At 71.5% G+C, this 24,647-nt stretch carries 20 protein-coding genes and 2 pseudogenes; 13 read left to right on the forward strand and 9 right to left on the reverse strand.

Annotation, left to right across the window (positions count from 1 at the left end; genetic code table 11):
- Nucleotides 1-123 precede the first annotated feature (123 nt).
- The 3 genes from ACZ60X_RS10025 to ACZ60X_RS10035 form a co-directional block, all read right to left on the reverse strand.
- Nucleotides 124-1,518, reverse strand: a complete 1,395-nt coding sequence (locus ACZ60X_RS10025) for an FAD-dependent oxidoreductase (protein WP_469596000.1) — start codon at nt 1,516-1,518, stop codon at nt 124-126.
- Between the two features lie 488 nt (nt 1,519-2,006).
- Nucleotides 2,007-2,486 (reverse strand): DUF3618 domain-containing protein, encoded by a 480-nt coding sequence (locus ACZ60X_RS10030; protein WP_469595699.1) that lies wholly within the window; start codon nt 2,484-2,486, stop codon nt 2,007-2,009.
- Entirely contained in the window at nt 2,483-2,914 is a 432-nt protein-coding gene (locus tag ACZ60X_RS10035) for a phage holin family protein (RefSeq protein WP_469596003.1), read from the reverse strand. The genes ACZ60X_RS10030 and ACZ60X_RS10035 overlap by 4 nt, the downstream gene beginning before the upstream one ends.
- A 228-nt stretch (nt 2,915-3,142) precedes the next feature.
- Here ACZ60X_RS10035 and ACZ60X_RS10040 point away from each other — a divergent pair, with 228 nt between their 5' ends.
- Together ACZ60X_RS10040 and ACZ60X_RS10045 are read left to right on the forward strand one after the other, a co-directional pair.
- Nucleotides 3,143-3,346 (forward strand): hypothetical protein, encoded by a 204-nt coding sequence (locus tag ACZ60X_RS10040; RefSeq protein ID WP_469595702.1) that lies wholly within the window; start codon nt 3,143-3,145, stop codon nt 3,344-3,346.
- A 247-nt stretch (nt 3,347-3,593) separates the two neighbouring features.
- On the forward strand, nt 3,594-5,075 hold the full coding sequence (locus ACZ60X_RS10045; protein ID WP_469595706.1) for a trypsin-like peptidase domain-containing protein: 1,482 nt from the start codon (nt 3,594-3,596) through the stop codon (nt 5,073-5,075).
- Nucleotides 5,076-5,239: 164 nt separating this feature from the next.
- On the opposite strand, the gene ACZ60X_RS10050 is transcribed toward ACZ60X_RS10045, so the two are convergent.
- The 3 genes and pseudogenes from ACZ60X_RS10050 to ACZ60X_RS10060 form a co-directional block, all read right to left on the reverse strand.
- Nucleotides 5,240-6,139: an NAD-dependent protein deacetylase gene (locus tag ACZ60X_RS10050; RefSeq protein ID WP_469595708.1), complete on the reverse strand. Its 900-nt coding sequence runs from the start codon at nt 6,137-6,139 to the stop codon at nt 5,240-5,242.
- Between the two features lie 287 nt (nt 6,140-6,426).
- Nucleotides 6,427-7,470, reverse strand: a complete 1,044-nt coding sequence (locus ACZ60X_RS10055) for a LacI family DNA-binding transcriptional regulator (protein ID WP_469595711.1) — start codon at nt 7,468-7,470, stop codon at nt 6,427-6,429.
- A gap of 268 nt (nt 7,471-7,738) precedes the next feature.
- A pseudogene (locus ACZ60X_RS10060) lies at nt 7,739-7,876 on the reverse strand (RICIN domain-containing protein); the annotation flags it as partial.
- 607 nt (nt 7,877-8,483) lie between these two features.
- Here ACZ60X_RS10060 and ACZ60X_RS10065 point away from each other — a divergent pair.
- Both ACZ60X_RS10065 and ACZ60X_RS10070 read left to right on the forward strand, forming a co-directional pair.
- Nucleotides 8,484-8,840 carry an RICIN domain-containing protein gene (locus ACZ60X_RS10065; RefSeq protein WP_469595713.1) on the forward strand — a complete coding sequence of 119 codons (357 nt, stop codon included), beginning with the start codon at nt 8,484-8,486 and terminating at the stop codon, nt 8,838-8,840.
- A gap of 21 nt (nt 8,841-8,861) precedes the next feature.
- Nucleotides 8,862-9,299, forward strand: a complete 438-nt coding sequence (locus ACZ60X_RS10070) for an HIT family protein (RefSeq protein WP_469595716.1) — start codon at nt 8,862-8,864, stop codon at nt 9,297-9,299.
- Here the strand turns inward: ACZ60X_RS10070 and ACZ60X_RS10075 are convergent, their stop codons facing one another.
- A complete protein-coding gene (locus tag ACZ60X_RS10075; RefSeq protein ID WP_469595719.1) occupies nt 9,300-10,340 on the reverse strand; it encodes a LacI family DNA-binding transcriptional regulator in 1,041 nt (346 codons plus the stop codon). It abuts the gene before it with no gap.
- Nucleotides 10,341-10,537: 197 nt separating this feature from the next.
- On the opposite strand from ACZ60X_RS10075, the gene ACZ60X_RS10080 reads away from it, so the two are divergent.
- Genes ACZ60X_RS10080 through ACZ60X_RS10100 form a run of 5 tightly spaced genes read left to right on the forward strand, consistent with a single transcriptional unit; the run spans nt 10,538 to nt 17,332 of the window.
- Nucleotides 10,538-12,490 carry a glycoside hydrolase family 127 protein gene (locus tag ACZ60X_RS10080; RefSeq protein WP_469595722.1) on the forward strand — a complete coding sequence of 651 codons (1,953 nt, stop codon included), beginning with the start codon at nt 10,538-10,540 and terminating at the stop codon, nt 12,488-12,490.
- A gap of 34 nt (nt 12,491-12,524) precedes the next feature.
- Entirely contained in the window at nt 12,525-13,769 is a 1,245-nt protein-coding gene (locus ACZ60X_RS10085) for a sugar ABC transporter substrate-binding protein (RefSeq protein WP_469595725.1), read from the forward strand.
- A 9-nt stretch (nt 13,770-13,778) separates the two neighbouring features.
- Nucleotides 13,779-14,747: a carbohydrate ABC transporter permease gene (locus tag ACZ60X_RS10090; protein WP_469595727.1), complete on the forward strand. Its 969-nt coding sequence runs from the start codon at nt 13,779-13,781 to the stop codon at nt 14,745-14,747.
- A gap of 44 nt (nt 14,748-14,791) precedes the next feature.
- Nucleotides 14,792-15,553 (forward strand): carbohydrate ABC transporter permease, encoded by a 762-nt coding sequence (locus ACZ60X_RS10095; RefSeq protein ID WP_469596006.1) that lies wholly within the window; start codon nt 14,792-14,794, stop codon nt 15,551-15,553.
- Between the two features lie 39 nt (nt 15,554-15,592).
- Entirely contained in the window at nt 15,593-17,332 is a 1,740-nt protein-coding gene (locus tag ACZ60X_RS10100; RefSeq protein ID WP_469595729.1) for an RICIN domain-containing protein, read from the forward strand.
- Nucleotides 17,333-17,559: 227 nt separating this feature from the next.
- Here ACZ60X_RS10100 and ACZ60X_RS10105 read toward each other — a convergent pair.
- Together ACZ60X_RS10105 and ACZ60X_RS10110 are read right to left on the reverse strand one after the other, a co-directional pair.
- A pseudogene (locus ACZ60X_RS10105) lies at nt 17,560-18,108 on the reverse strand (ATP-binding protein); the annotation flags it as partial.
- A gap of 518 nt (nt 18,109-18,626) precedes the next feature.
- Nucleotides 18,627-19,352, reverse strand: a complete 726-nt coding sequence (locus tag ACZ60X_RS10110) for a DUF5701 family protein (protein WP_469595732.1) — start codon at nt 19,350-19,352, stop codon at nt 18,627-18,629.
- Nucleotides 19,353-19,695: 343 nt separating this feature from the next.
- Here ACZ60X_RS10110 and ACZ60X_RS10115 point away from each other — a divergent pair, with 343 nt between their 5' ends.
- The 4 genes from ACZ60X_RS10115 to ACZ60X_RS10130 all read left to right on the forward strand — a co-directional run bounded on the left by ACZ60X_RS10115 (nt 19,696) and on the right by ACZ60X_RS10130 (nt 24,541).
- On the forward strand, nt 19,696-20,220 hold the full coding sequence (locus ACZ60X_RS10115; RefSeq protein ID WP_469595734.1) for a PadR family transcriptional regulator: 525 nt from the start codon (nt 19,696-19,698) through the stop codon (nt 20,218-20,220).
- Nucleotides 20,217-20,903, forward strand: a complete 687-nt coding sequence (locus tag ACZ60X_RS10120; protein WP_469595736.1) for an ABC transporter ATP-binding protein — start codon at nt 20,217-20,219, stop codon at nt 20,901-20,903. Before ACZ60X_RS10115 ends, ACZ60X_RS10120 begins: the two co-directional genes overlap by 4 nt.
- Nucleotides 20,900-23,131: an FtsX-like permease family protein gene (locus tag ACZ60X_RS10125; RefSeq protein ID WP_469595738.1), complete on the forward strand. Its 2,232-nt coding sequence runs from the start codon at nt 20,900-20,902 to the stop codon at nt 23,129-23,131. The genes ACZ60X_RS10120 and ACZ60X_RS10125 overlap by 4 nt, the downstream gene beginning before the upstream one ends.
- A gap of 237 nt (nt 23,132-23,368) precedes the next feature.
- A complete protein-coding gene (locus ACZ60X_RS10130; protein ID WP_469595742.1) occupies nt 23,369-24,541 on the forward strand; it encodes an alpha/beta hydrolase family protein in 1,173 nt (390 codons plus the stop codon).
- The last annotated feature ends 106 nt before the right edge of the window (nt 24,542-24,647 follow it).

The raw sequence follows: 24,647 nt of genomic DNA on the forward strand, positions 1-24,647 counted from the left end.
CTCGCAGTCCCTCGCGTCTTGCCTCGCGTCCGTCCCGCGTGTCGTGTCGGCCGCGTTCGCCTCATGACGCCCCTCGGCGCCGGCCACGCCGGAACCGAGTGGGACGACCCCGGCCGTAGCCGTTCATCGCGGAGCACTGGCGGGGCTTGCAGTGTCGCTCAGCCCCTCTGCTGCCTCGGGTGTCTTCGGCGGCTCGGTGGGCGTTGGGGCGGGTGGGCGGAAGAGGACGGCCCGGACCACGGGCGGGGCGAACAGGGTGGTGACGGGGGAGCAGAGGGTCAGCACCGAGCGGAAGGCGGGGCCGACCACGGGGTCGCCGGGGTAGCGCTCCAGGACGCGCTGCAGGTACCAGTCGGCGACGCGGTCCGCCGGTCCGGCGGTTGTGGCAGTGCCCACGGCGCCGGGCATCTTGCGGTCCGCTCCTGCGGAGATGTCCCACGCCTGGCGGGAGGCCGTGAGGAGCGCCTTCTGTACCCGCCGCGTCGTGGGAGTACGGCGCGGATCGGCCAGCGCGTCGCGCAGGGCGACCGCGCTCATCGCGGCGACGGCCATGCCCTGCCCGTAGATCGGGTTGAAGGTGCACAGGGCGTCGCCGGTGGCGAGGAAGCCGGCCGGGCGGCGCCCGGGCAGGTCGTAGCGGCGGCGGATGTTCGCGGTCCGCCGGTAGCCGAACGCCGGAGAGAGCGGTTCCGCCTCGTCCAGCCACTGGTGCAGCAGCGGGTGTGGCAGCCTCTTCTTGGCGTAGGACACGAACTCGTCGTCGTCGGTGGGCGGTTCCTCACCGCGCAGCCCGCTGACGATGACCAGATGGGTGCCGTCCTCCAGCGGCAGGGCACCACCGCCGTGGACCTGGGCGGGACTGGGGTAGACGTAGTAGCCGCGGGTGTCGCCGTCGAGGACGCCGCTCCTGCCTCGGTAGACCCGGGAAGCGTACGCGAGACCCGTGTCGATGGTCTCCTCCTGAGGGGCCTCGGCCCCCATCGCCGTCAGCCACTGCCGGGCCTTCGTACCGCCGCCGGAGGCATCGACGACCAGATCGGCCTCGAGCTTCCGCCGCTCCCCTCGGGCGTCGCCGGAGCGGTCCCGTAGCAGCACGCCCCGCACGCGCGAGGCGTCCCCGAGGAGCCCCACGGCATCGGTCCCCTCCGCCACGCTGATCACCGGATTGGCGAGGACGCGCCGTCGCACCAGCTCCTCGAGCTGCGCGCGGGAACCGGTGTAGATGTGCGTCGTCGCGGGCAGCCGCCGGAACCAGCGCCCGTCCTGACTCTGCACCAAGTCCGACGGCATGCCCACGCACGGTGCTCCCGCCGCCCGTAGCTCTGCCAGGAAGCCCGGCAGCAGCGACTCCAGAGCCAGCTGCCCGCCCTCCAGCAGGACGTGCGGATGCCGGCCCTGCGGCACCCCGGGCCGCGGCCTCGTGCCGTCCGGGAACCGGTCACGCTCGACGACGGTCACCCGGTCGGCGTACCCGGCGAGGACGTGCGCCGCGAGGAGCCCCGCGAGGCTCCCGCCCACGACGACCGCATGCCGCGCGCCCCGTTCGCCGTCCACGCCCCGACGTCCCGTCTCTTCCTCAGATACCACTGATGCGCCCTCCCCGGTCGCCCCGTCGTCACAGGACACAAGTATCCCGCTTCGCAGGGCGGGTTGGCCGCGTTCCGGCCCTTCCGCGCCTGGTTGGAACTGCTACGACGACTGCCGCAAGCGTGTCCGGCGGGATCGCCTGGCCGTACGCGACATCGCGGCGGCCGACGTGCGCTCAGTACGCTGCCGCCGGTAATGGGCGACGTGGACCGGGCGTTGGCGCACGGAGGCGCCGCCAGGGGCGTCGGCCGGCACCACCGCTGCGGTGACGCCGCTTGAAGACCGCCATGGACTGAGGCCTGTCCGGTGGGGTCCTGCGGCCGGTGACCGTGGGGCCGTGGCGTTGCCGTAGTCTCCGGCACGACGCCGAGAGCAGACCCGATCAGCCGCTCCGTGAGGCGACTTTGGGCTTCTGTCCTTCATCCTTTCCGGCGGCGGCAGACCAGCCAGAGGACGGCGGCCGCACCGGCAGCCGCCAGCACCAGGCGGTCGTCCCGGGCCACCCGCGCGGTTTTGGACACCTTGGACCGCACCGTCTCCGGCGCCGTGTCCTGCCACACCTGACCGGCCTCAGCCGCCTTCGAGCGGACCTGTCCGGCAGCCCGCGCGGCCTTGTCCTTGGCCCGGACGGGGAGCTTGTGCCGCACCAGGGCAGCGGCTTCGGTCGCCTTTTCCTTCAGCTGCCCGGCCTGGAACGCGCCCTGCGCCTTCAGCTCACCCGCTTTGGCGGCGGCCTGGCCCTTCACCTCGGCGGCCTTCGCCTGGGCGCGGGCCCTGACGTCGGTCCTGGCCGTGAGTGCCGCCACCGTCCGGCCGAGTTCGTGGCGGGTCCGCTCGACCCGCTCGCGCAGTTCCTCCGGGCTCTGGGCGGGGGGCTCGTCGTGCGGAGACTTGGTCATCGGTGAGCACTCTCCTTGATCTCGGCCACGTCGGCCTTCACGCTCTTCATCGTTTCCTCGGGGGCGGGCGGCGCGGCCTGGGAGACTTCCTTCCTCCCCGTCAGCGCCATCACCGCGGAGACCGCACCGAGGGCCGCGGTCACGATGAGGGCCGCGGCCCACACCGGCAGCGCCACCGCCAGCGCGGCGATCACGGTGGCCACGAGGGCCTGCAGCATCAAGAACCCGACCAGCCCGGCGCCGCCGAACAGGGAGCCGCCCTTACCGAACCGCTTCCCCTTTTCCTTCAACTCCGCCTGTGCCAGGCGCAGTTCTGCGCGCACCAGCTCCGTCAGCTGCTGCGACGCACGCTGCACCAGCTCACCCACCGGCTCCGCCCCCGACAACTGCTCGCCAGGCCCGCGCGGCGGCTGGATATTCGAGGACATGGTCATCACCTCCCGTCGTTTGCCCTTCCCCGCGACGACGCGAGTACCCCGAACAGGCCGGTCCAGGGCACCCGTCGTGCGTCCCGTGCGCCCGGCCGGCTTCCGCCGCGCGCCCCGACCAGAGGCACCGGCGCGCACACTTTCACCGCATCCTCACAATCGTGGTCGCCGATTACCCGAGAGACGGGAACCCGCTCGGTACTGCTGTCGAGGAAGGGACGGCCCGTCGTGATCGTCACAGCGGTTTTGCTGCTGCCCGGGCTCGGTGTGTTGCTGCTCTTGATGGACCGTGTCGAAAACTGGCTGACTCCCATCGCCGCGCCGACAAGGAACGCACGTCAGCGCCGCCATCTGAAGCTGATCCCCGGTCAGGCGCCTGAGGCTCCCTCCCGCCCGGTCGCCGAGTCCGGGCGTCGCACGGACGTCGCATGAGCCCTGGCTCACCGTGCCGACGCCGGCGTGCGGTGTGCGCGTGAAGCGAAGGGACGCCGTCGCACTGGCCGCGTGACGTGCGGAGCACCCGGACGCGGAGGCGGTGTGCCGGGACGGCGCTCTTCGTCCGTCACGGGCAGGAAGGACTCGATGCTCGGTCCCGGAGGCTCCCTCACCCGGCACGCCTGGCCGGAAATCACCGCAGAGCGCGCAGCCCCCTTCATGCTCAGCAGCCCAAAGCGTCATAATGTGCGGTCCGATCAGGAGAGCGGAAGGTCAGGCGATACGCGTTGAACGGGCCGACCTGTCTTCGGGAGGGACGCGCGACGGCGATGAACGGTGGGGGCGTCACCGGCCCATTACCCTGGCACGGCCGCCGGTGAGGGGCCTGCAGGCGGAACGGGCCGCAGAAGTCATCGTCACCCACACCGACGGTACCGGTCGGCGCGGTTCGGGATACCTCGTGCGTGCGGACACCGTTCTCACCGCCGCCCACGTGGTGGCGGGGGCACGGCAGATCCGCGTCCGCTCGGAGAACGCCGGAATCGTTCTGTGGGACGAGGAGGCCGAGGTCACCTGGTCCGACGAGACGACCGACGTCGCCGTCCTGGCCCTGAGCGCTCCGAAGGTTCTCGGGCGGATCAGACCCGCCGCGTTCGGCGCGGTGCGGGACCGGGACGCAGGTCTGAAATGCAGTGCGCTGGGCTTCCCGCTGTTCAAGATGCGCCGGGACGAAGCGGGCCGCTACCGCGACTCCTTCCACGCGCGCGGTGTGATCGCGCTCCTCACCGGGCGAAGGGAGGGCGTGCTGGAATTCCGGGTTCAGGAACCGGAACGGGATCCGGACCCGCGGTGCTCCCCGTGGGAGGGCATGTCCGGTGCGGCGGTGTGGGCACACGGTCGAATCATCGGCATCATCACGGCTCACCACAGAGCGGAGGGGCTGGGGAGTCTCACGATCAGCCGCGCCGACCGGTGGGCCGAGCGAGTCGAGGACGAGGCGGGTCTGGCCGCGCTGGCCGGAACGGGGCTACGACCACCGCTGCCGGTCGTGGTACCGGCGTGGCGGAATCGCAAGGTCTTGATCGGTTCCGGTGTGGCCCTCACCGTCACGGCGGCGACCGGCTGGTGGTTGGCGAGGCCCCATCCGCTGCACTTCGAGATGGTCGGTGCGTGCACCCGCGCCGACCAGACGCTGGTCAACCGGTCCAGCGGCTTCACCCCGGGCGGCCGGTACACGGACGAGATCATCGCGCCGGACGGCAGCACGCCTCAGAACGTGTCCACCACGGGGACGGTCAACAGCGACGGATCGCTGAAGCTGGCCTGGCCCTGTTCCAGCACGGACCAGCGCGGGACGTACCGGGTACGGGTGACCGACCAGGGCACCGGCCGACGCACCGGTTGGGCCACCTTCGACGTGCGGTACGTGGCGCCGTACACGTGCCGGTTCCGGCAGCGCGACGGACTCTGGTACGCGGGCATCAACGACACACAGGACGCCCTGCTCGGGCCCGGCGCGGGCGGGAGCGAGGTCGCCGAGGCGCAGTGTCTGGTGGAACGCCTCGGGTACGCACTCGGCGCCACGGGCGTCGACGGCCGGTACGGTGCGAACACCGAGCGGGCCGTCGTGTCCGCGCAGACCAGGGGAGGATTGGAGCCCGACGGCAGAATCGGGGCCCAAACGTGGCACGCGCTGCGCACCATGACCCCGCCCGTCAAGAAGTGACCGCAGAGTCTCGTACGACGCCGAACACGGCGCCCGCGCAGGTCTCAGGACGCCTGACGCTCCGGAACGCCTGCCGCAGCGCCCCGGATCGCCCACGCCGAGCCAGTCGCCGATGCCTCGCACCACCGGCACGGAGAACCGACCCCGGCCGCGGCGCGACGGTGTCAGCCCGTCGGCCGGCCGTGGAAGGAGATGCCCAGCCGGTCGGCCACGGTGGCGAGGGCCGCTCCCAGGGGAAGGGCCACCCGGCTGCGGGCGTGCCGGTCACCGCGGGTGGGGTCCCGGTTGACGATCACCACCGGCTTCCCGGCCTGGGCAGCCTGCCGCACGAACCGCAGTCCGGACATCACCGTGAGTGAGGAACCCAGGACCAGCAGCGAGGTCGCGGCACGGACCAGCTCGCGGCAGTGCTCGACCCGCTGGGGCGGGACGGCTTCCCCGAAGAACACCACGTCCGGTTTCAGGACGCCGCCGCAGACCGTGCACGGCAGTACCCGGAAGCCGGCGACCTGCTCGTCGGTGAGGTCCGCGTCGCCGTCCGGGTTGATCGCGGCGGCCACCGGCGCGAAGCCCTCATTGGCCTCCTCCAGCCGCCGGGCGAGTTCCCGGCGCGCGCTGAAGGCGCCGCAGGACAGACACACCACTCTGCCCAGGCTGCCGTGCAGTTCCACCACATCCCGGCTGCCGGCGGCCTGGTGCAGTCCGTCGACGTTCTGGGTGATCACGCCGGAGAGCAGCCCATGGCGCCCGAACGCGGCCACGGCCAGGTGCCCGGCATTGGGCAGCGCACGTCCGAACGTGCGCCACCCCAGGTGGCTGCGCGCCCAGTACCGTCGCCGGGCCTGGGCGCTGGCGGTGAAGTCCTGATAGGTCATCGGGGTGTGCCGGCTCAGGCTCCCGCCGGCGCCCCGGTAGTCGGGAATCCCCGACTCGGTCGAGATGCCCGCCCCGCTGAGCACCAGCACCCCTCCGGTCCCCAGGGCGTCTGTGACCGGACCCAGGTCCGTGGTGGCCGGTGGCAGGTCCTCGGCGGGGCTCCAGCTCAAGGTGGGGCGCATTCGCATGCCGCCAGGGTACGAAACGCCCTCGGCGGTCGCCGATACCGTCACGCCCGGTGACGCGCTGAACCACTCACCACAGCCATGCGCAGTCACCGCCCATCCAACGGCGTTCGTGCGCAGGGCCCCATGCCGGCGCGATCACGATGCCGTCCTCGTCCCTGCCGTGACGCGCCCCGGAGTCCGCCTCGGTGAACGCGTGGCCCGGGACGGGCAGTTGAAGCGGGGACGCGGCGTTTACTGCGGAGGTTCCCGGGATCCGCCGGTGGGCGCGCATGCCGTACCCGGATGGCTCAGCGGTTCCCGCGACCGACTCGCGACGGCCGACCGGTGGGTACGGCGGCCGTGCTGGAACGCAACGAGATCGGGGGAGTCAACAGGATGTGCCGCGGCGGGGTGTCCGGCTCGGCGATGCGTTCCACGAGCAGGGAAACGGCCTTCTCGCCCATTTCCATGGCCGGTACGTCTGCCGCCGTCAGCGGCGGACGGAAGTCCTCGGCCCAGGCCCTGGCCGCCACCGCGATGACGGAGAAGTCGTACGGCACCTCGAGGCCGGTGTCCGCCAGCGCGCGCTCGACGCCGGGCAGCGCGGCCTCGTTGATGGTGGTGACGGCGGTGAGGTCCGGATGGCTGCGCAGCAGCGCTTCGACACACTCCTGGCCGGAGCGGGCATCGTCCCCGCAAGGCACTTCGAAGCCGTCAAGGCCGCGTTCCGCCAGGGCCGCCTCAAATCCCTCACCGGCCCGGTGCGCGGGGCCGTAGCCGGCCGAGATCAGTTCCCTGGACCGTGTGATCAGAGCCACCCGGCGGTGCCCCAGATCGGCGAGGTGACGCACGCAGTGCCGGACCAAGCCGGCGTAGTCGACGTCGATCCAGGACATCTGGTGGTCTCCGGCCGTGTGCCCGATACCGACGAAGGGCAGCCCCGCAGCCTGCAGGCGACCCACGCGAGGGTCGTTCAGGCGGATCTCCATCAGAATGACACCGTCCACCCGGCCTTCCGAGACCAAGCGCTCGAAGGAACGGTCGTGTCCCCCGCCCGACGGGGAGAGCAGGACATCCAGATCCACCCGGGCGGCGGCGTCGACCACACTGGCGACGAAGTCCAACTGCATGTGGGTGAGCCTGTCGCCGGCCGGCGGGATGACGAGCCCGATCGTCCGGGTACGGCCCTCCTTGAGTGCCCTCGCGGTCGCGTTGGGGCGATATCCCAGTTCGTCGATCACGTCTTGGATGCGTCTGCGGGTGCTGGTCGCGACCGGTCGTTTCCCACTGAGCGCGTACGACACCGTGCTGCGCGACACGCCGGCGCGCCGAGCGATCTCCCCGATGTTCATACAGCTCCCCGAGAACTTGCCCCCAGGGCGCCAGGGTACCCCGCGCGAATCGGTTCGCCATGGCCCGGAAGCATGTGACGGCTCGGCTCAGCCGGTGCTGTGCTTTGCGCACGGGCGGAGCCCGCGCCGGCGCCCGCCCGGTCGCCGGCGTGGGCGTGCAGCACCGAGGGTCCGGACGTGAAGCCCCCGGGTGCGGACGGCGATCACCGTCGGCTCTCCGATCAGCGGCGGCCTGGCTTCCCGCACCGCGGACGTGCCGGTGCGGGGCTCAGCCCAGCGACCATTGCGGGTTGCTGCCGCCGTTGCAGGTCCACAGCTCGACGGGAGTGCCGTTGGCGGTGGCGGCGCCGGTGACGTCCAGGCACAGGCCGGACTGGGTGTTGGTGGCGGTGCCGTCGGCGTTGAGGGGCACGGGCGCGCTGCGCGCTTGAATCCGTTGCCCGGTGGCACGCTGACCGACGCGGTGCTGAAGGGGCCGCCGGTGACGGCGACGCTTGCCACGGTGGGGTCAGGGCCCCGCTGGTAGGGGTTGCCGGCGGCCGAGGCCGGTTGCAGGCCGGCGAGCGTCGCCGCGAGCAGCCCCGCGACGGCCACGAACATGGCGGCGACTCTCCTGACGGGGCGCGCCCGTAAGCCGGATCCCCTCCGGATGGGCGGGATGCCCGTCGGCCCTCGGGATGAATGTGCGCTCCTTGGCATCAATGACCTCCTCGCCGATCTCCAGGGCTGTGGTGACCGGTGCCGGCGGCTCGACCCGGGCGGGAACGGGCTGAGGCGCCGGCGACTGAACCGGCGGAAGCCGCGGCCCGAATAGCTTCACCCCAGCTCGGGCCCGCCTGGCGCCCACCGGAACGCCATCGCGGGTCCGTCCGGCTGCCGCCACCGTCGTGCGGTGGACGTCGTCGATCGAGCCGTCGTGGATCGAGCCACTGACCGCGTGACCGCCTCGCCCGAGGCGCTGCGCGTACGGCGTCGCAGTCGCCCCGGAGGCACTGGAGTGCGGGACAGGCGCCATGGCCCCCGGTGGTTCACAGGCGTCCGGGCGCCACGAGGGCACAGGGCGGACACACCGCGTCCGAGTGCCATGTGTGCCCACGGGGAACGACGCCGGCCCGGGAACCGTCCCGTGGTCACGCTTTTCACGCCGTGCGCAGGGGTGTGGGCGAACCGATTCCACGCAAGCGCTGCGTACCGCACCGGCGCGCGAGGAATGGTCGCTGAGCAGCCTCGGCGACAACCGCTACCAGATCATCAACCGGGGCACCGGCACCGCCCTCGACGGCAGCGCCAGCACCACGGTCGGCTCCACCACGGTGATGTGGGCGCCGAACTCCAGCACCAACGACGAATGGACCATCACCGGCGTCTGAAGCGACACCCGGCGGCGGGAGTTGCCCGGTGGCGTCCTGCACGCGACCAGTGCCTGGGCGGTGAACCACGTCGCCGGACCGATGAATCCCGGCACCTTGATCGTCGGTCCGCGGGAGCACGTCGTGGCCATCGCGGAGCTGGACGACACGGCAGCGGCGGAGCTCGGCCCCTCGCTGCGCGATACCGCTCGTGTCGTGGAGACGTCGTGCCGGCCCGAGCAGACCTACGTCTGCATGTGGTCGCACGGCCGCGACGCCCGCATGCACCTGCACATCGCGGTCCAGCCGGTGACCGCTGAGGTGCGGGCCCGCTGCGGCGGGCTGCGTGACGAGCGGCTCCAGGCCCGCATGCCGGCGGACGGTGACGAGCCGGACACCACGGAGGTCGAGCAGTTCTGCGAGCGGGCTCGCGAGCTGTTCGGAACGATCACCGGCGGCAGCGCCGAAGCCCGCGGCTGATCACGTGGACTCGCGCACCACGAGCCGGCACGGCACCGTCCGCACTCCTGGCGACGCCTTCCCCGCGTCGATCGCTTCGAGCAGGCGCAGGGCCGCGATACGCCCGATCTCCGCGATGTTCATGTCGATCGTGGTGAGTGGGGGACGGCTGGCCAGGGCCATGGTGTCCCAGTTGTCGTAGCCGACGACCGCGATGTCCCCGGGGACGCCGACGCCCCGCTCACGCAGCGCGTCGGCGACTCCGCGGGCGATCTGGTCGTTGCCGCAGAAGAAGGCGTCCGTGCCGGGGGCCGTCCGCAGCACCGCGTCGGCGGCGCGGCGGCCCCAAGCCTCGCTCCACTCGCCGAAGTGGACACGTCCGGTGGTCAGCTGCAGGCCTGCGCTCTTCAGGTGGTCCACGGCGTGCCGGGCCCGGTCGCGGGCGGCCGCGTGGTGCTCGGGGCCGGTGACGTGGGCGATGCGGGCCCGTCCGGTGGACAGCAGGTGCTCCACGGCCAGTTCGGCGCCGCCCTTGTCGTCCGTGACGACGGACATGTCCCCGGCGTCGGTGGAGGGGGAGAGGGCGTAGACCACCGGTATCGACTCCAGGCCGGTGATGCCGGTCAGCGGCGGGCGCGGGTCGGTACGGCGGCCGGTGACGATGATGCCGTCGACCCGGCGGTCCATGAGGTTGCGCAGGTGGTGCTGTTCGCGGATGGCGTCGCCGCGTGTGTCGCACAGCAGGACCGAGATCTTGCCGGCGCCGAGGGCGTCCTCGGCGCCGAGCAGGACCGGGGTGCTGAAGCGGCCGATGCCGTCGGTGGTCATCAGGCCGACGGTCCAGCTGCGGCCGGTGTGCAGGCTCTGGGCGTGCTGGTTGGGGCGGAAGCCGAGGGCCTCCACGGCGTCCAGCACGCGCTGGCGGGTCTCCGGGCGCATCCGGCCGGCCCCGCTGAGCGCTTTCGAGGCCGTGCCCACGCTGACGCCGGCGAGCGCGGCGACGTCGGCGAGCCTGGCCCGGCCGGTGGAAGGAGAGCCTGGAGCACCAGCGGGAGCGGTCACGAGCAAACCTTTTCCTTGACGACGGCGACGTCGTCCATCGTGACAGGCGGTGCAGGTCTACGCCAACCCCTGCACGGATCGGAAAATGTCTTGCCGTACCTCTTGACCGAAGAGTGCCGCTGCCCTCTACTTCTCGCTCAGGAAAACGATTGCTCATTTGCTTGCTCGTCACTCATCCCCGCCTCCCTCGGAGAGCCATGCCCCGCACACGCTCCGTCCCGCCCGCCCCCGCCGGTGCCGTGGGTCCGGTCCGCCTCGGCCCGGCCGCCCGTACCGCGCTGCGTCCCGCCGTCGCCGCGATCGACGCGGGCTTCTGGCACGCCCGCCGCGAGGTCAACGCCCGTACCTCCATCCCGCAGGGCCCCGAGCTGCTGGAGTCCGCGGGCAACCTGCACAACCTGCGGCTCGCGGCCGGCACCGCCGAGGGCGAGTTCCAGGGGGCGTACCCCTTCGTCGACACGGACGTCTACAAGTGGCTGGAGGCCGCGTCCTGGCAGCTCGCCCAAGGGGCCGACGAGGAGCTGGCAGCGCACGTCGACCGCATCACCGGGCTGGTCGCCGCCGCCCAGCAGCCCGACGGCTACCTGAACACCTGGTTCCAGCTGGTCAAGGGCGGCGAGCGGTACCAGGACCTGCGCTGGGGGCACGAGCTGTACTGCGCGGGGCACCTCGTCCAGGCCGCCGTCGCCCACCACCGGGCCACCGGCCGCACCGAACTCCTGGACGTGGCCGTCCGGTTCGCCGACCACATCGACTCCGTCTTCGGGCCGGCCGGCAGCGGCAAACCCCTCGACGGCATCGACGGCCACCCCGAGATCGAGACCGCGCTCGCCGAGCTGTACCGGGAGACCGGCGAGCGGCGCTACCTCGACCTGGCCGTCTACTTCGTGGACCGCCACGGCCACGGCCTGCTCGGCGGCGACGCCTACTGCCAGGACCGCGTCCCGCTCAGGGAGGCGACGAACGTGGAGGGCCACGCCGTACGCCAGTTGTATCTGCTGGCCGCCGCCGCCGACCTCGCCGCCGAGGCCGGGGACGATGAACTGCGTGCCGCCGCCGAGCGGTTGTGGCACGCGATGACCACCACCAAGACGCATGTCACCGGCGGGCTCGGCGCCCACCACGACAAGGAGGACTTCGGCGACCCCTACGAACTGCCCAACGAGCGCGCGTACTGCGAGACGTGCGCCGCCATCGCCTCGATCCAGTGGAGCTGGCGCATGGCCCTGCTCACCGGCGAGGCCCGCTACAGCGACCTGATCGAACGCACCCTGTACAACGGCTTCCTGGCCGGAGTGTCGCTGGACGGCGAGCGCTGGCTGTACGTCAACCCGCTCCAGGTCCGCGACGGCCACACCGACCCCGGCGGCGACCAGTCGGCCCGCCGCACCCGCTGGTTCCGCTGCGCCTGCTGCCCGCCCAACGTGATGCGACTGCTGGCCTCCCTGGAACACTACCTGGCCAGCACGGACGACGGCGGCCTCCAGATCCACCAGTACGTCACCGGCCGCTACCGCGGTGACGGCATCACCGTCGGCTGCACGACCGAGTACCCCTGGAACGGCACGGTCGCCCTCACCGTCGAGGAAACCCCGGACGACGGGGCCTGGACGCTGTCCCTGCGCATCCCGCAGTGGTGCCGTGACGTACGCGTGCGGTGCGGCGAGGAGTCGTACGACGGTCCGGTGACCGATGGCTGGCTGCGGCTGGAGCGTACATGGGCCGCCGGCGACCGGGTGGTCCTGGAGCTGGCGCTGGAGCCCCGCCTCACCGCGGCGGACCCCCGCGTGGACGCCGTCCGCGGCTGCGTGGCCATCGAACGCGGCCCGCTCGTGTACTGCCTGGAGCAGGCCGACCATCCCGGTGGCGGCCTGGACGACATCGTCGTGGACACCGCGGGACCCCTGGGCGTCAAACACCGTCCGGACCTGCTCGACGGTGTCACGACGGTCGTGGCCGCGGGCCGCAGGCAGCGGATCCCGGACGCGGGCTGGTGGCCGTACGCCCCCTACCGCCCGCACGGCACGTCCCCCGCGGATCCCGCACCGGGTTCGCCCGACAGCGAGCCCGTGGAGTTGACCGCCATCCCCTACTACGCCTGGGCCAACCGCGAAGACGGCAGCATGCGCGTCTGGCTGCCCGTCTCCTGACTCCTCCGCCCTCCCAACCATCGAGGTCAGCCCCGTGATTCCTACCCGCCGCACTCTCCTCGCCGCGCTCACCGCCGTCGGCGCGCTCGCCTCCCTGACCGCCTGCGGGGGCGGCTCCGGCTCCTCGGGCGGCGGCAACGCCTCCTCGGGGACGTACACCTTCTGGGACCCCTATCCGCAGTTCGACGCCTCCTCCCCGTGGGGCAAGCTGGTCTCCGGCTGCGGGACGAAGGCCGGGGTGACGGTCAAGCGCACCGCCTACGACACCACCGACCTCGGCAACAAGGCCCTGCTGGCCGCCCAGCAGGGCAACGCGCCGGACGTCATGCTGGTCGACAACCCGGTCGTCTCGACGCTCGTGGCGGCGGGGATCCTCAACAAGACCAGCGAGCTCGGCCTGGACACGACGTCGGTCCAGAAGAACATCATCGGCGCCGGCACCATCGGCGGCTCCGCGTACGGCGTGCCCATCGGCGCCAACACGCTCGCCCTCTACTACAACAAGAAGGTCCTGTCCGCCGCGGGCGTCGACCCGGCCTCGATCAAGGACTGGACCTCCCTCACCGCCGCGCTGAAGAAGGTCAAGGCGGCCGGGAAGAAGGGCATCACCTTCTCCGCGATCAACACCGAGGAGGGCAGCTTCCAGTTCCTGCCCTGGTTCTGGGGCGCGGGCGGCGACCTCACCAGGCTGAACTCGGCGCAAGGAGTGGCCGCGCTGTCGCTGTGGAAGCAGTGGGTGGACGCGGGGTACGCGCCCAAGGACGTCCTGCAGAACACGCAGACCACCAGCTGGCAGGAGTTCGCCACCGGCGCCTACGCGTTCGGCGAGAACGGCACCTGGCAGCTCGGCAACGCGGACAAGGCGGCCTTCGGCTACGGCGTCATCAACATCCCGGCGCAGAACGGAGGTTCGGCGCCCGTGCCGACCGGCGGTGAGTTCGTCACCGTCCCCGTGCAGAAGGACACCGGGCGCTACGACGTCAGCAAGAAGATCGTCCAGTGCCTGACCAGCGACGCCAGTCTGCTGCCGACGGACACCACGCTGATGTACGTGGCGCCGACGGCCGCGGTCCAGGCCACCCAGGTGAAGCAGAACCCGCGGCTGAAGCCGTGGGTGGCCGCGGTGGCCGCGGCGCGAGGCCGCACCAGCGGCGGGCTGGGCACCAGGTACCCGGCCATCTCCCAGCCGATGTGGACCGCCGTCCAGTCGGCGCTCTCCGGCGGCAAGAGCCCGCAGGCGGCGCTGGACACCGCCCAGGCGAGCGCGGGGAAGAACTGAGGCCGGCCGATGACCATCGCCCGTGTCGACCGGCCGCGCCGGCGGACACCGGCGGCACAGGTGAGCGGGTCCGGCCACGCGGCGCCGCAGCGCAGACTGCGGCGCCGGAGCCGGCTCATCGCGCTCGCCTTCGTCGCCCCGCTGATCGCCTACCTCGCCGCCTTCTACCTCTGTCCCCTCTACCGGAACCTCGACCTGAGCCTGCGCGACTACACCGTCCGTTCCTTCGTCGCCGGTGACGCGCCCTTCTCCGGCTGGGACAACTTCCGCAAGATCCTGGACGATCCCAGCTTCGGTCCGGCGCTGCGCCACACGATGGTCTTCACCTTCGTGTCCATCGCCTTCCAGTACGCCATCGGACTCGTCCTCGCGGTCTTCTTCAACCGGCACTTCCGGCTCTCGGCGGTGCTGCGGGCCCTGTTCCTCATCCCCTGGCTGCTGCCGCTGATCGTGTCGGCGTCCACCTGGTCGTGGATGTTCAACAGCGAGTCCGGCGTGGTGAACTACTTCCTGCACTTCTTCGGGGTCGATCCGGTGGGCTGGCTCACCTCGCCCGACTGGGCGCTGCCCTCGGTCGTCATCGCCAACATCTGGATCGGCATCCCGTTCAACCTGGTCATCCTCTACAGCGGGCTGCAGAACATCCCGGCCGAGCTGTACGAGGCCGCCGCCCTGGACGGGGCGAGCGCCTGGCAGGTGTTCCGCCGGATCACCTTCCCGCTGCTGCGGCCGGTGTCAGCGATCACCCTGCTGCTCGGTCTCGTCTACACCCTCAAGGTGTTCGACCTGATCTGGATCATGACCAAGGGAGGCCCCGGCGACTCCTCCTCCACCCTGGCGACCTGGTCGTACCAACTCGGCTTCGGCACGCTGCTGCCCAGGTTCGGACCGGGCGCCGCGGTCGGCAACCTCCTCATCCTCATCGCCCTGGTCTTCGGCCTGCTGTACATCCGCGTCCAGAGGAGGCAGGAGACGTGAAGTCACGGCGCTACACCCTCATCGGGCTCCTGCTCACGGCGCTGATGCTGTTTCCGGTGTACTGGATGCTGAACGTGTCCCTCACCCCGCAGCAGGACATGCGCAAGAGTCCGCCCGACCTGTTCCCGCTGCACCCGACCTTCCAGGGTTACCGCTCGGTCCTGGACGACCAGTTGCCCTACCTCGGCACCAGCCTGCTCATCGGCCTCGGCACGGTCGCCCTCACCCTGCTGCTCGCCGCCCCCGCCGGCTACTCCCTGGCGAAACTGCGCCCCCGCGGCGGCGGAGCGCTCGGTCTGGCCCTGCTGATCGCCCAGATGGTCCCCGGCATCGTCATGGCGATGGGCTTCTACGGCATCTTCCTCGACCTCGGGCTGCTGAACTCCTGGTGGGGGCTGATCATCGCCGACTCCACCATCGCCGTGCCCTTCGGAGTCATGATCTTCACCGCGTTCATGTCGGGCATCCCCGGCGAGCTGATCGCCGCCTCGCGCATCGACGGCGCGGGCGCCTTCCGCACGTTCTGGTCGATCGTGCTGCCGGTGAGCCGCAACGCGCTCGTCACGGTCTCGCTCTTCAGCTTCCTGTGGGCCTGGTCCGACTTCGTCTTCGCCAACACCCTCGACGGCGGCGGCGATCTGCGGCCGATCACCCTCGGCATCTACAAGTACATCGGCAACAACAACCAGGAATGGAACGCGATCATGGCCACCGCCGTCGTCGCCTCCATCCCCGCGGCAGTCCTGCTGGTCCTCGCACAGCGCTACGTGGCCGCGGGCGTCACCGCCGGCGCGGTCAAGGACTGAAGCCGCCTCCCCATCCCCTCCGTCGAGGAGAACCCCTCCATGAGCCGCACAAGACCCCTCGCCTCGCTCCTGGGTGTCTGCGCCCTGGCCGCCGGTACCGCGCTCGCCGCCGGTGCCCCGGCCCAGGCGGCCCCCACCTCCGCGACCACCCTGGTGGTCAACGCCGGGCAGACGCTGCGCCCGGTCACCCATGTCGCCACCGGCAGCCTCTACGGCCTCGCCGACGGCAGCACCCCCGCCGACAGCCTGGTCGCCCCGCTCAGGCCCAACACCTTCGTGCAGATGGCGCCGGGCGGCTCCCAACTGCCCAACGGCGAGCCCAGACCGGCCGGTGACGCGCTGGTCGTCGCGCCCAAGGCGGCCCGCGCCGGCGCCAAGATCGTCGTACGGATGCCGGACTGGTACCCCAACTTCCCGTACAAGTGGGTGAGCTGGAGCGACTGGCTGTCCGCCGTCGACAAGCAGGTCGCCTCGGTGAAGTCCTCCGGCGCGACGAACATCGCCGCGTACGAGCTGTGGAACGAGCCCGACTGGACGTGGGACACCACCGACGCGGGCTCCTTCGACGCCGGCTGGACGCGCACGTACGAGGAGGTGCGGTCGAAGGACGCCGCCACCCCGATCCAGGGCCCGAGCTACTCCGCCTGGAACCAGTCCTGGATGTCGCAGTTCCTCACCGACGCGAAGGCGAACGGCACCGTCCCCGACGTCATCAGCTGGCACGAACTGCAAGGCAGCTCCGGCATCGCCGCGCACGTGGCCGCGTACCGCTCGCTGGAGTCGAGCCTCGGCATCAGCCCTCGCCCGATCGCCGTCGAGGAGTACGGCACCACCAGCGAGGTGGGCGTGCCCGGACCGCTCGTCGGCTACCTGGCCAAGTTCGAGCGGGCCGGTGTGCACGATGCCGAGCTGGCCTTCTGGAACCACTACGGCACCCTCGGCGACACCCTCACGGACACCGGCGGCTCGCCCAACGGCGCGTACTGGCTGTACAAGTGGTACGGCGACATGTCGGGGAACATGCTCGTCACCACGCCTCCGGCGCAGACAGCGATCGACGGCATCGCCTCCCTCGACGGCTCGCGCGATCAGATCAGCGTCATCGCGGGCGGCTGCACCGGCTCCTGCGCGGTGACCGTCAACGGTCTGTCCTCGCTGTCGGCCTTCGGCGGCACGGTCCACGTGAAGCTGGAGTACACGCCCAGCACCGGCCGTACGACCGCCTCCTCCGGGCCGATCACCATCTCGGACGCCGACTACACGGTCTCGGGCGGCTCGATCACCGTACCGGTGACCATGAACGCCTCGGACGGCTACCACCTGGTGATCACCCCCACCGGTACCTCCACCTCGCTGGCCGGGCGTTACCGGATCACCAACAAGAACAGCGGTCTCGCCCTGGACACCGTGAACGGCGGCACCGCTCAGGGCACCTCGGTCGTGCAGGCCGCCCCCACGGCCGGCACCGACCAGAACTGGAGCCTGGTGGCGGCGGGTTCTGGCCTGTACAAGATCGTCAACCAGAAGAGCGGACTGCTGCTCGGCATCCAGAACATGAGCACGAGCGCCGGGGGCCCTGCTCTGATCTGGGGTGACAACGGCACCGCCGACCACCTCTGGCAGGTCATACCGGCCCCTGGCGGCTACGCCAAGATCGCCGACTACAACAGCGGCCTGCTGCTGGGCGTTGACCAGATGAGCACCACTTCCGGCGCCCAGGTCCTGCAGTGGTCGGACAACGGCACCGCCGACCACCTGTGGAAGCTGACCGCACGCTGAGGTCCGCCCCGCCGAGGATGCCCGGCGCTGCATGAGACACCTGTGTCCCTGGCCGATGTCGGCGGCCGGGGACACAGGCGCGACGCGAACATCTCCGACGAGGACGCGCGCCGGCCGTGGCCGGGACACGGATGCCTCGCGAAGCCGATTGAGCGGCCGGGCGTTCGTGGAGAGCTTGCACGGCTTGGGCCGGCGCGTGCGTCCCCTCACTGCGGAGCCCTGCGCGATCAACCGCCGGAACTTCTGCCGCTCGGCGTGCTCTGCGGGCCGGTGAGGGCCTGCTCCGCCCAGCTGGTCTTGCCGGTGGGCAGGTGGCGGGTGCCCCAGCGGTCGGCGAGTTGGGCCACGAGGAAGAGTCCCCGGCCCCCTTCGTCGGTCGTGGTCGCGTGGCGAAGGTGCGGGGAGGCACTGCTGGTGTCGGAGACCTCGCAGATGAGGCTCCGGCCACGCAGCAGGCGCACCCGGATCGGGCCGGTGGCGTAGCGGATGGCGTTGGTGTCCAGCTCGCTGAGGATGAGTTCGGTGGCGAAGGCGGCCTCTTCCGGGCCCCAGCGGGTGAGGTGGCGGCTGATCCGCTTCCGGGTGTCGGCCACCGCTGCCGGATCGGACGGCACCTCCCATTCGGCGATGTCGTCGGCCGTCAGCGCGCGGGTCCGGGCGATCAGCGGGGCGACGTCGTCGGTGGGCAGGGCGGGCAGCACGGCGTCGAGGACCGCGGTGCACGTCTCGTCCGCCGTGTGATCCGCGCCGACGTCTCGGAGGGCGTCCCGCAGCACCGGCGCTCACCAGGCGCCCAGTCCACGGACGAGGGCGTCCGCCGTCCCATGGGCGGGTCCCGCGCGCTGGCAGCGACCGCGCGCATCCGGAGCCTCGGTACGCCGCGGCGAGGCCTGAGCCCGAAGGGTCGGGAGGGCAGCGTTCCGCCGCTCACGCGGCTGGAGCCGGTACGCGCGTCGTGACCTGCGGCTCGGCCCTGCCCTGCCGCCATCCGGCAGGTGCTGGACCGGGAGGTGACGGTGCCCCGGGTCGCGGCCGCACATGCCGACGCTCCGGAGGTGCAGGTCCGCATCCTCCGACTCCGGCGGGCGGTACGGCGTGAGGCGGCTCGAAGCGGCTCCGTTCGGCGGAATCCCAGGCGACCGAGCGAGCCCGAGGTGACGTCACCGGTGTGCACCACGACCTCACCGAAGCCGTCCGCGACGACGCCGGCCGCGTCCCCGACGCGCCGCGCGGAACGCTGGGGACATCACCACACCGACCGGCTGCCCGGCGGGACTTCGACTGCGCGGCTCGATCACCTGCCCGCGCAGCTTCCGCCCCGCCGACTGCTCACGGTCCCGTACCGGCCTTGGTCCCGGCGGTCCGTTGCGGAGGCGAAGCCCAGCCAGGTGTGCCGATTGCCGGCCCAGCACCAGCCGACCTTGGGCGCGTCGCGGCGCGCGCGGCCGTCCCGTCCGGTGCCGTTGCTGATCCAGATCGCCGGGGTGCGGGCGTCCAGGACGCCACTTGCCTTGCGGAGCCGGGAGCCGATGGTCATGAAGCAATGGTTGCGTTCAAGGACGGCGGGCTGCTGCAGCAGCCAGTGGATGCCTTCGGTGAGCAGCAACGGGGTGCGGGCCTGCGCGGTGAGGGCGGCGAGCGCCTCGTTCGGGCTCCAGTTGGCCATGTGGTCGCTGCGGTCCAGGCCGGTGAGAACGTGGAGCGGGGAGTCGGGCAGCACGACGCTGTCGAGCGGGGCGAAGAGGTCGACGTCCGGCATGTCGGTCACGACGAAGCCCGGTTTGCCGTCGTGGCGAAGCAGCGGTGTGAGGGCGGAGGCGGGAGCGCGGTCGGGGTGGACCGTGAGGAGGGCGGCCTCCCCGCCCACAACGGGCTCAGCGGCAGCGGCGAAGACACGGAGCTGGGCGGTGGACAGATCCGCTAACTCGTGAACCCCCAGTTGGATCAGTCGCTCGGCCTGCGCGCTCAGGCCCGGGAGCGCCGGGAGAGTGGCGGAGTTGACGGGCGTGGTTTCGGGCACGATGCTCCCAAGGATTGCAACGTTGATCGGGTCCGAGTCAACGCCTGGGCCCGCCTGATCGTTCCCGCCGCCGACGTCTTCGCTCTGTTCGTCGATGACGACTCCGTGCAGTCCCCAGCCTCGGTGCGGTCACACGCCCTTCGTCTTTTGGGCAGCCGGCTCCGCCGCCGCGGTCTGTGTGGCCGGCCGTTTCTCCGCGGCTGCCTTCTCTCCGGCTTTGCAGGCCCTGGCCTGCCGTTCGCGGGCTCGGGGGCCGTCCTGACCCGGATGTCAGGTCTGGCAGTCAGAGCGTACTCTCTGCAGATATACACTGAGAGTATATCTCTGGTGTATGGTCCGGCTCATGAGTGTTCCTCTCACCCTGTTGGGGCTGTTGGAGCGGGAGCCGAGCCACGGCTACGACCTGAAGCGTGACTACGACGCCTTCTTCGGTCGCGGCAAGCCGCTGCCGTACGGGCAGGTCTACACCACACTTGGCCGGTTGGCGCGGGACGGGAAGGTGGTGGCCGGCGAGGCGGAGCCCGGGGTCGGCCCCGAGCGCAAGCGCTACGTGATCACCGAGGCGGGGGCGACGGAGTTCGAGACCTGGCTCACCGAGCCGGTGGCTCCCGAGCCGAATCTGCAGACCGTGCTGTTCACCAAGGTCGTGCTGGCCCTGATGCTCGGCCGGGACGCCCAGCAGTACCTCGACACCCAACGGGCCGCGCACCTGCAGCGGATGCACGAACTGACCCAGCTGCGCCGTACTGGCACGCTCGTCGACGCCCTGCTCGCCGACCACGGCCTGTTCCACCTGGAGGCCGACCTGCACTGGATCGAGCTGACCGCGGCCCGGATGGACGCGCTCGCCGAGGCGGTGCGCGCATGACCGCGCTCATCGAGGCCCGTGATCTCACCCTGTCCTTCGGTGAGACCCCTGCCCTGCGCGGTGCCGGCCTGGCTGTCGAGGCCGGCGAAGTGTTCGCCGTGATGGGCCCGAGCGGCTCAGGCAAGTCCACCCTGCTGCACTGCCTGGCCGGCATCCTCACCCCCGACTCGGGCGAGGTGCACTTCGACGGACGCCGCATCGACACCATGAACGAGGCGGACCGCAGCGCGCTGCGCCGCGACACCTTCGGGTTCGTCTTCCAGTTCGGCCAGCTCGTCCCCGAGTTGACCGCCGAGGAGAACGTCGCCCTGCCGCTGCTGTTCTCCGGCATGCGCCGGGCGGCCGCGCTCGCCGAGGCCCGGCCCTGGTTCGCCCGGCTGGGCCTGGACGGCCTGGAGCGACGCCGCTCCGGGGAGTTGTCGGGCGGTCAGGCGCAGCGGGTGGCGCTGGCCCGCGGCCTGGTGGCCCGGCCCAAGGTGCTGTTTGCCGACGAGCCGACCGGGGCGTTGGACTCGCTGACCGGCGAGCAGGTGATGGAGTTGATGGTGGACGCGGCCCACGAGGAGGGCACCACCGTCGTCCTCGTGACCCATGAGCCGCGGGTCGCCGCGTACGCCGATCAGAAGGTCATGGTCCGGGACGGCAAGGCCAGCCTGCTCACGACCGGACGGATAGCCTCATGATCGCTTTTGCGCTCCGTCTGGCGGTGAGCGGCGGCCGGGAGGCGGTCGCCCGACTGGTGATGATCGCCGCCGCGGTGGCCATCGGGGTCGCGCTGCTGCTGTCGGCCTTCGCCGGCATGAACGCCGTCGACCGGTCGAACCAGCGGCAGCTGTGGCTCGACTCCGGTGCCGTGAGCAGTACCGAGCGGGCATCGGTGGCCCCCCTGTGGTGGCGGCCGCACCGCGACTACTACGACGGCGCGTCACTCACCGAGGTCGACGTCGCCGCAACCGGCGCGGACTCGCCCGCCCCGCCCGGCCTCCCGCACCTGCCGGCGCCCGGCGAGTACTATGCCTCGCCTGCGCTGGCCCAGCTGATCCGCGACACCCCGGCCGGCCAACTGGGTGACCGCTTCCCCGGCCGACTCGCCGGCACGATCGGCGACGCCGCTCTGCCCTCCCCGGACTCGCTGATCGCCGTCATCGGCCGTACCCCGGCCCAGGTCAAGGCAGCGCCGGAGACGAAAGCGGTCACCGCCATCGCCACTGCCCGGCCGTCCTCCTGCCACAACGGGTGCTGGGACAACGCCGTGCGCGGTGACGCGATGACCCTCGTACTCTCCGTGGTGGCCGGCGCGCTGATCTTCCCGGTGCTGATCTTCATCGGCACCGCGACGCGTCTGTCCGCCGCCACTCGCGAGCAGCGGTACGCGGCGATGCGGCTGGTCGGTGCCACTCCCCGGCAGGTGTCGGTGATCTCGGCGGTGGAGTCCACGCTGGCGGCCGCGGCCGGCACGGTGACCGGCCTGGGGCTCTACGCCGTACTGCGCCCACTGGTCGCCACCATCCCGTTGACCGGGCAGCGGTTCTTCCCCTCGGACCTGACGCTCAGCGCGCCGCAGGCTCTCGGCGTCCTGGTCGGCGTGCCGGTGGCGGCGGCGATCGCGGCGCGGCTGGCGCTGCGCCGGGTCGCCATCTCCCCGCTCGGCGTGAGCCGCCGGGTGACCCCGCGCCCGCCGCGCGCCTGGCGGCTGATCCCCCTGCTGGCGGGTCTGGCCGAGCTGGCGTACTTCATCAACCGCCGCCCGATGACCGGGAACGGCCAGGCGGCGGCCTACCTCCCCGGCTTCCTGGTGGCGATGGTGGGCCTGGTGATCGCCGGACCGTGGCTGACCATGACCGTCGCACGGGCGGTGGCCCGGCGCACCCGCCGACCGGCCGCTCTGATCGCGGTGCGCCGGCTCGCCGACGACCCGAAGGCCGGCTTCCGCGCGGTGAGCGGCCTCGTCCTGGCCCTGTTCGTGACCACCGCGACGGTCAGCATCATCGGCACCGTCAACCACTACCGCGGCTCGCTCGACGGCGATACGCAGACCCGGAGGGTGGTGGCTTTCGGCACCTTCGGCGAGTCGCCCCTGGCCGGGACCGTTCCGGCACGGCTGCTCGCCGAGGTGCGGGCGATCCCGGGGGTGCGAGGCGTGGCCGTCGTCCACGCCAACCCCGGTGGCGTCGGTGAGGTCCCGGCCCCGGGAGGTCACCCGCCGATCGTGCCGGCGCTGGTGTCCTGCTCCGATCTGGCGCAGAGCCCGATGGTGGGCCGCTGCCCGGACGGGGCGAGCGTCGCGGCCGTTGAGTCCTTCGCCTTCGTCAACTTGGCCTCCCAGCCGGCCCACCGGTGGCCCGCCGCCGCGATCCGCCCTGCCACACTCGCCAGGCTGCCGGTGCAGCTGCTCTACGTGGCCACCGACGGTTCCACGACGGCCAAGGAACGCGTGCGTACCTTGCTCACTACCGCCTACCCCCACGGCCAGGGCAGGACCGTCGCCGACTACGGCACCGATCTCCAGCAGGAGCTGGCCGGTTGGCGGCAGCTGGCCAACGTGGTGCTGCTGACCACGCTGCCGATCGCGGGCTGCAGCTTGGCGGTGAGCGTCGTCGCGGGCCTGTCGGACCGCAGGCGGCCGTTCGCGATCCTGCGTCTCACCGGCGCGCCGCTGCGGCTGCTGCAACGCGTGATCGGCCTGGAGAGCGCGCTGCCCCTGCTCGCCGTCTCCGCGACCGCGGTCGGCACTGCCTTCGCCGCATCGGCGATGTTCCTGACATCGCAGATGCACTACGACCTCATCCCGCCCGACGCGGCGTACTACGCACTGGTCGCGGGCGGACTGGCGGCCGCGCTCGGGATCATCGCCTCCACCCTGCCCCTGCTCAAACGCATCACCGGCCCCGAAGCCGCCCGCAACGGTTGACGTGCCTGGACATCGGTCCGACAGCGGTCGACCGGGCGGCGTGACTTCGAGGACCTGGCACCTGCGTTCCAAGGGCCGCGGCAGAGCCCTTCTGATCCCTCATCACCAGATTGCGCGACATCCGGAGATCAAAGATTCGGCGGGCTGGGCCGGCTACCCGACGGGGGCACTGCCCGGCTCTGCCCAGAAGCCCCGGGAGGGCCCGTGACAACCGCGCCGTTCACGAACCGAGACGGAATGACACGCCGCCGCATGCTCGGAGCCGCGCTGGCAGCCGGGGCCGCCGTGCCGATCGGCGCCGCACGCCCGGCGTGGGCCGCTCCGAACACCCCTGGGCCGGTGCAGCTCACCCTGCCCGTGCCCACCGGACCGCACCCGGTGGGCACGGTGCCCCTGCACCTCGTCGACGCTTCCCGTCCCGACCCGGTGGCCGGACCCGGCCGTCAACGCGAGTTGATGGCCGCCGTCTGGTATCCCGCCCGGGGCGTCGAACGGTATCCACTGGCCCAGTGGACGACCCCCGCCGTGGCGCGGGCGCTCCTCACGTCGGCGGGATTTCCGGCCGACGTGGCGGTGGCACCGCTCACGGCTGGCCACGAGGGTGCCCCGGTCCTGCGAACGGGCGGACGGCTGCCCGTCGTCGCCTTCTCGCACGGCGCGCACGATCACCGGGCGGACACCACCATCGTGGTGCAGGAGCTTGCCAGCCACGGGTACGTGGTGGTCACGGTGGATCATACGTACGACGCCTTCAGCGAGTTCCCGGACGGCCGGGTCATCGTCCCGCTCATGGACCGCAGGTACGCATTGGGACCAGCGGACTTCGCCACGGACATCCGGTTCGTCCTCGACTGCGTGGAGGACCTCGCTGCCGGGCGCAACCCCGACGCCGAACACCGGCCGCTGCCGACCGGACTGCTCGGCGCCCCCGATCCGCAGCGCATCGGCATGTTCGGCTGGTCGAAAGGTGCGACGGCGACCGCCTTCGTGATGAGCGAGGACCGGCGCGTCCGGGCCGGACTGAGCTTCGACGGGCCCATGCAGCCGATGATCGCCACCGACCTCGACCGGCCGTTCATGATGATGACTGCGGACTTCCCCCGGGCCACGCAGTCGAGCGTCGCCGAGTTCTGGTCGCACCTGCGAGGATGGCGGCTCAACATCCAGGCGCAGGGCGCGGTGCACTCGTCGTACTGCGATGTCCAGTTTCTGATCCCACAGTTGGCGCCGGCCGTCGGGATGAGCGCCGCGGACCTTCAGGGCTGGATCGGCACCCTCGATCCCGCCCGGGCGGTGAGAATCCAGCAGGCGTACCCGCTCGCCTTCTTCGACCTTCATCTGCGGCACCACAGGGAGCACCTGCTCGACGGCCCGTGCCCGGCGTTTCCGGAGGTGAGGTTCATCCCATGAGGCAACGGACCGCGTGTGGTTGTGGTCCCGACGAAGACTTCCAGGAATCTTCGGTCGCGCCCTGGTACTCAGTCTGAACTCGCGGAGGCCGGTGAGCTGATCGCGT

This window comes from Streptomyces sp. NPDC104106 (genome assembly GCF_055584345.1).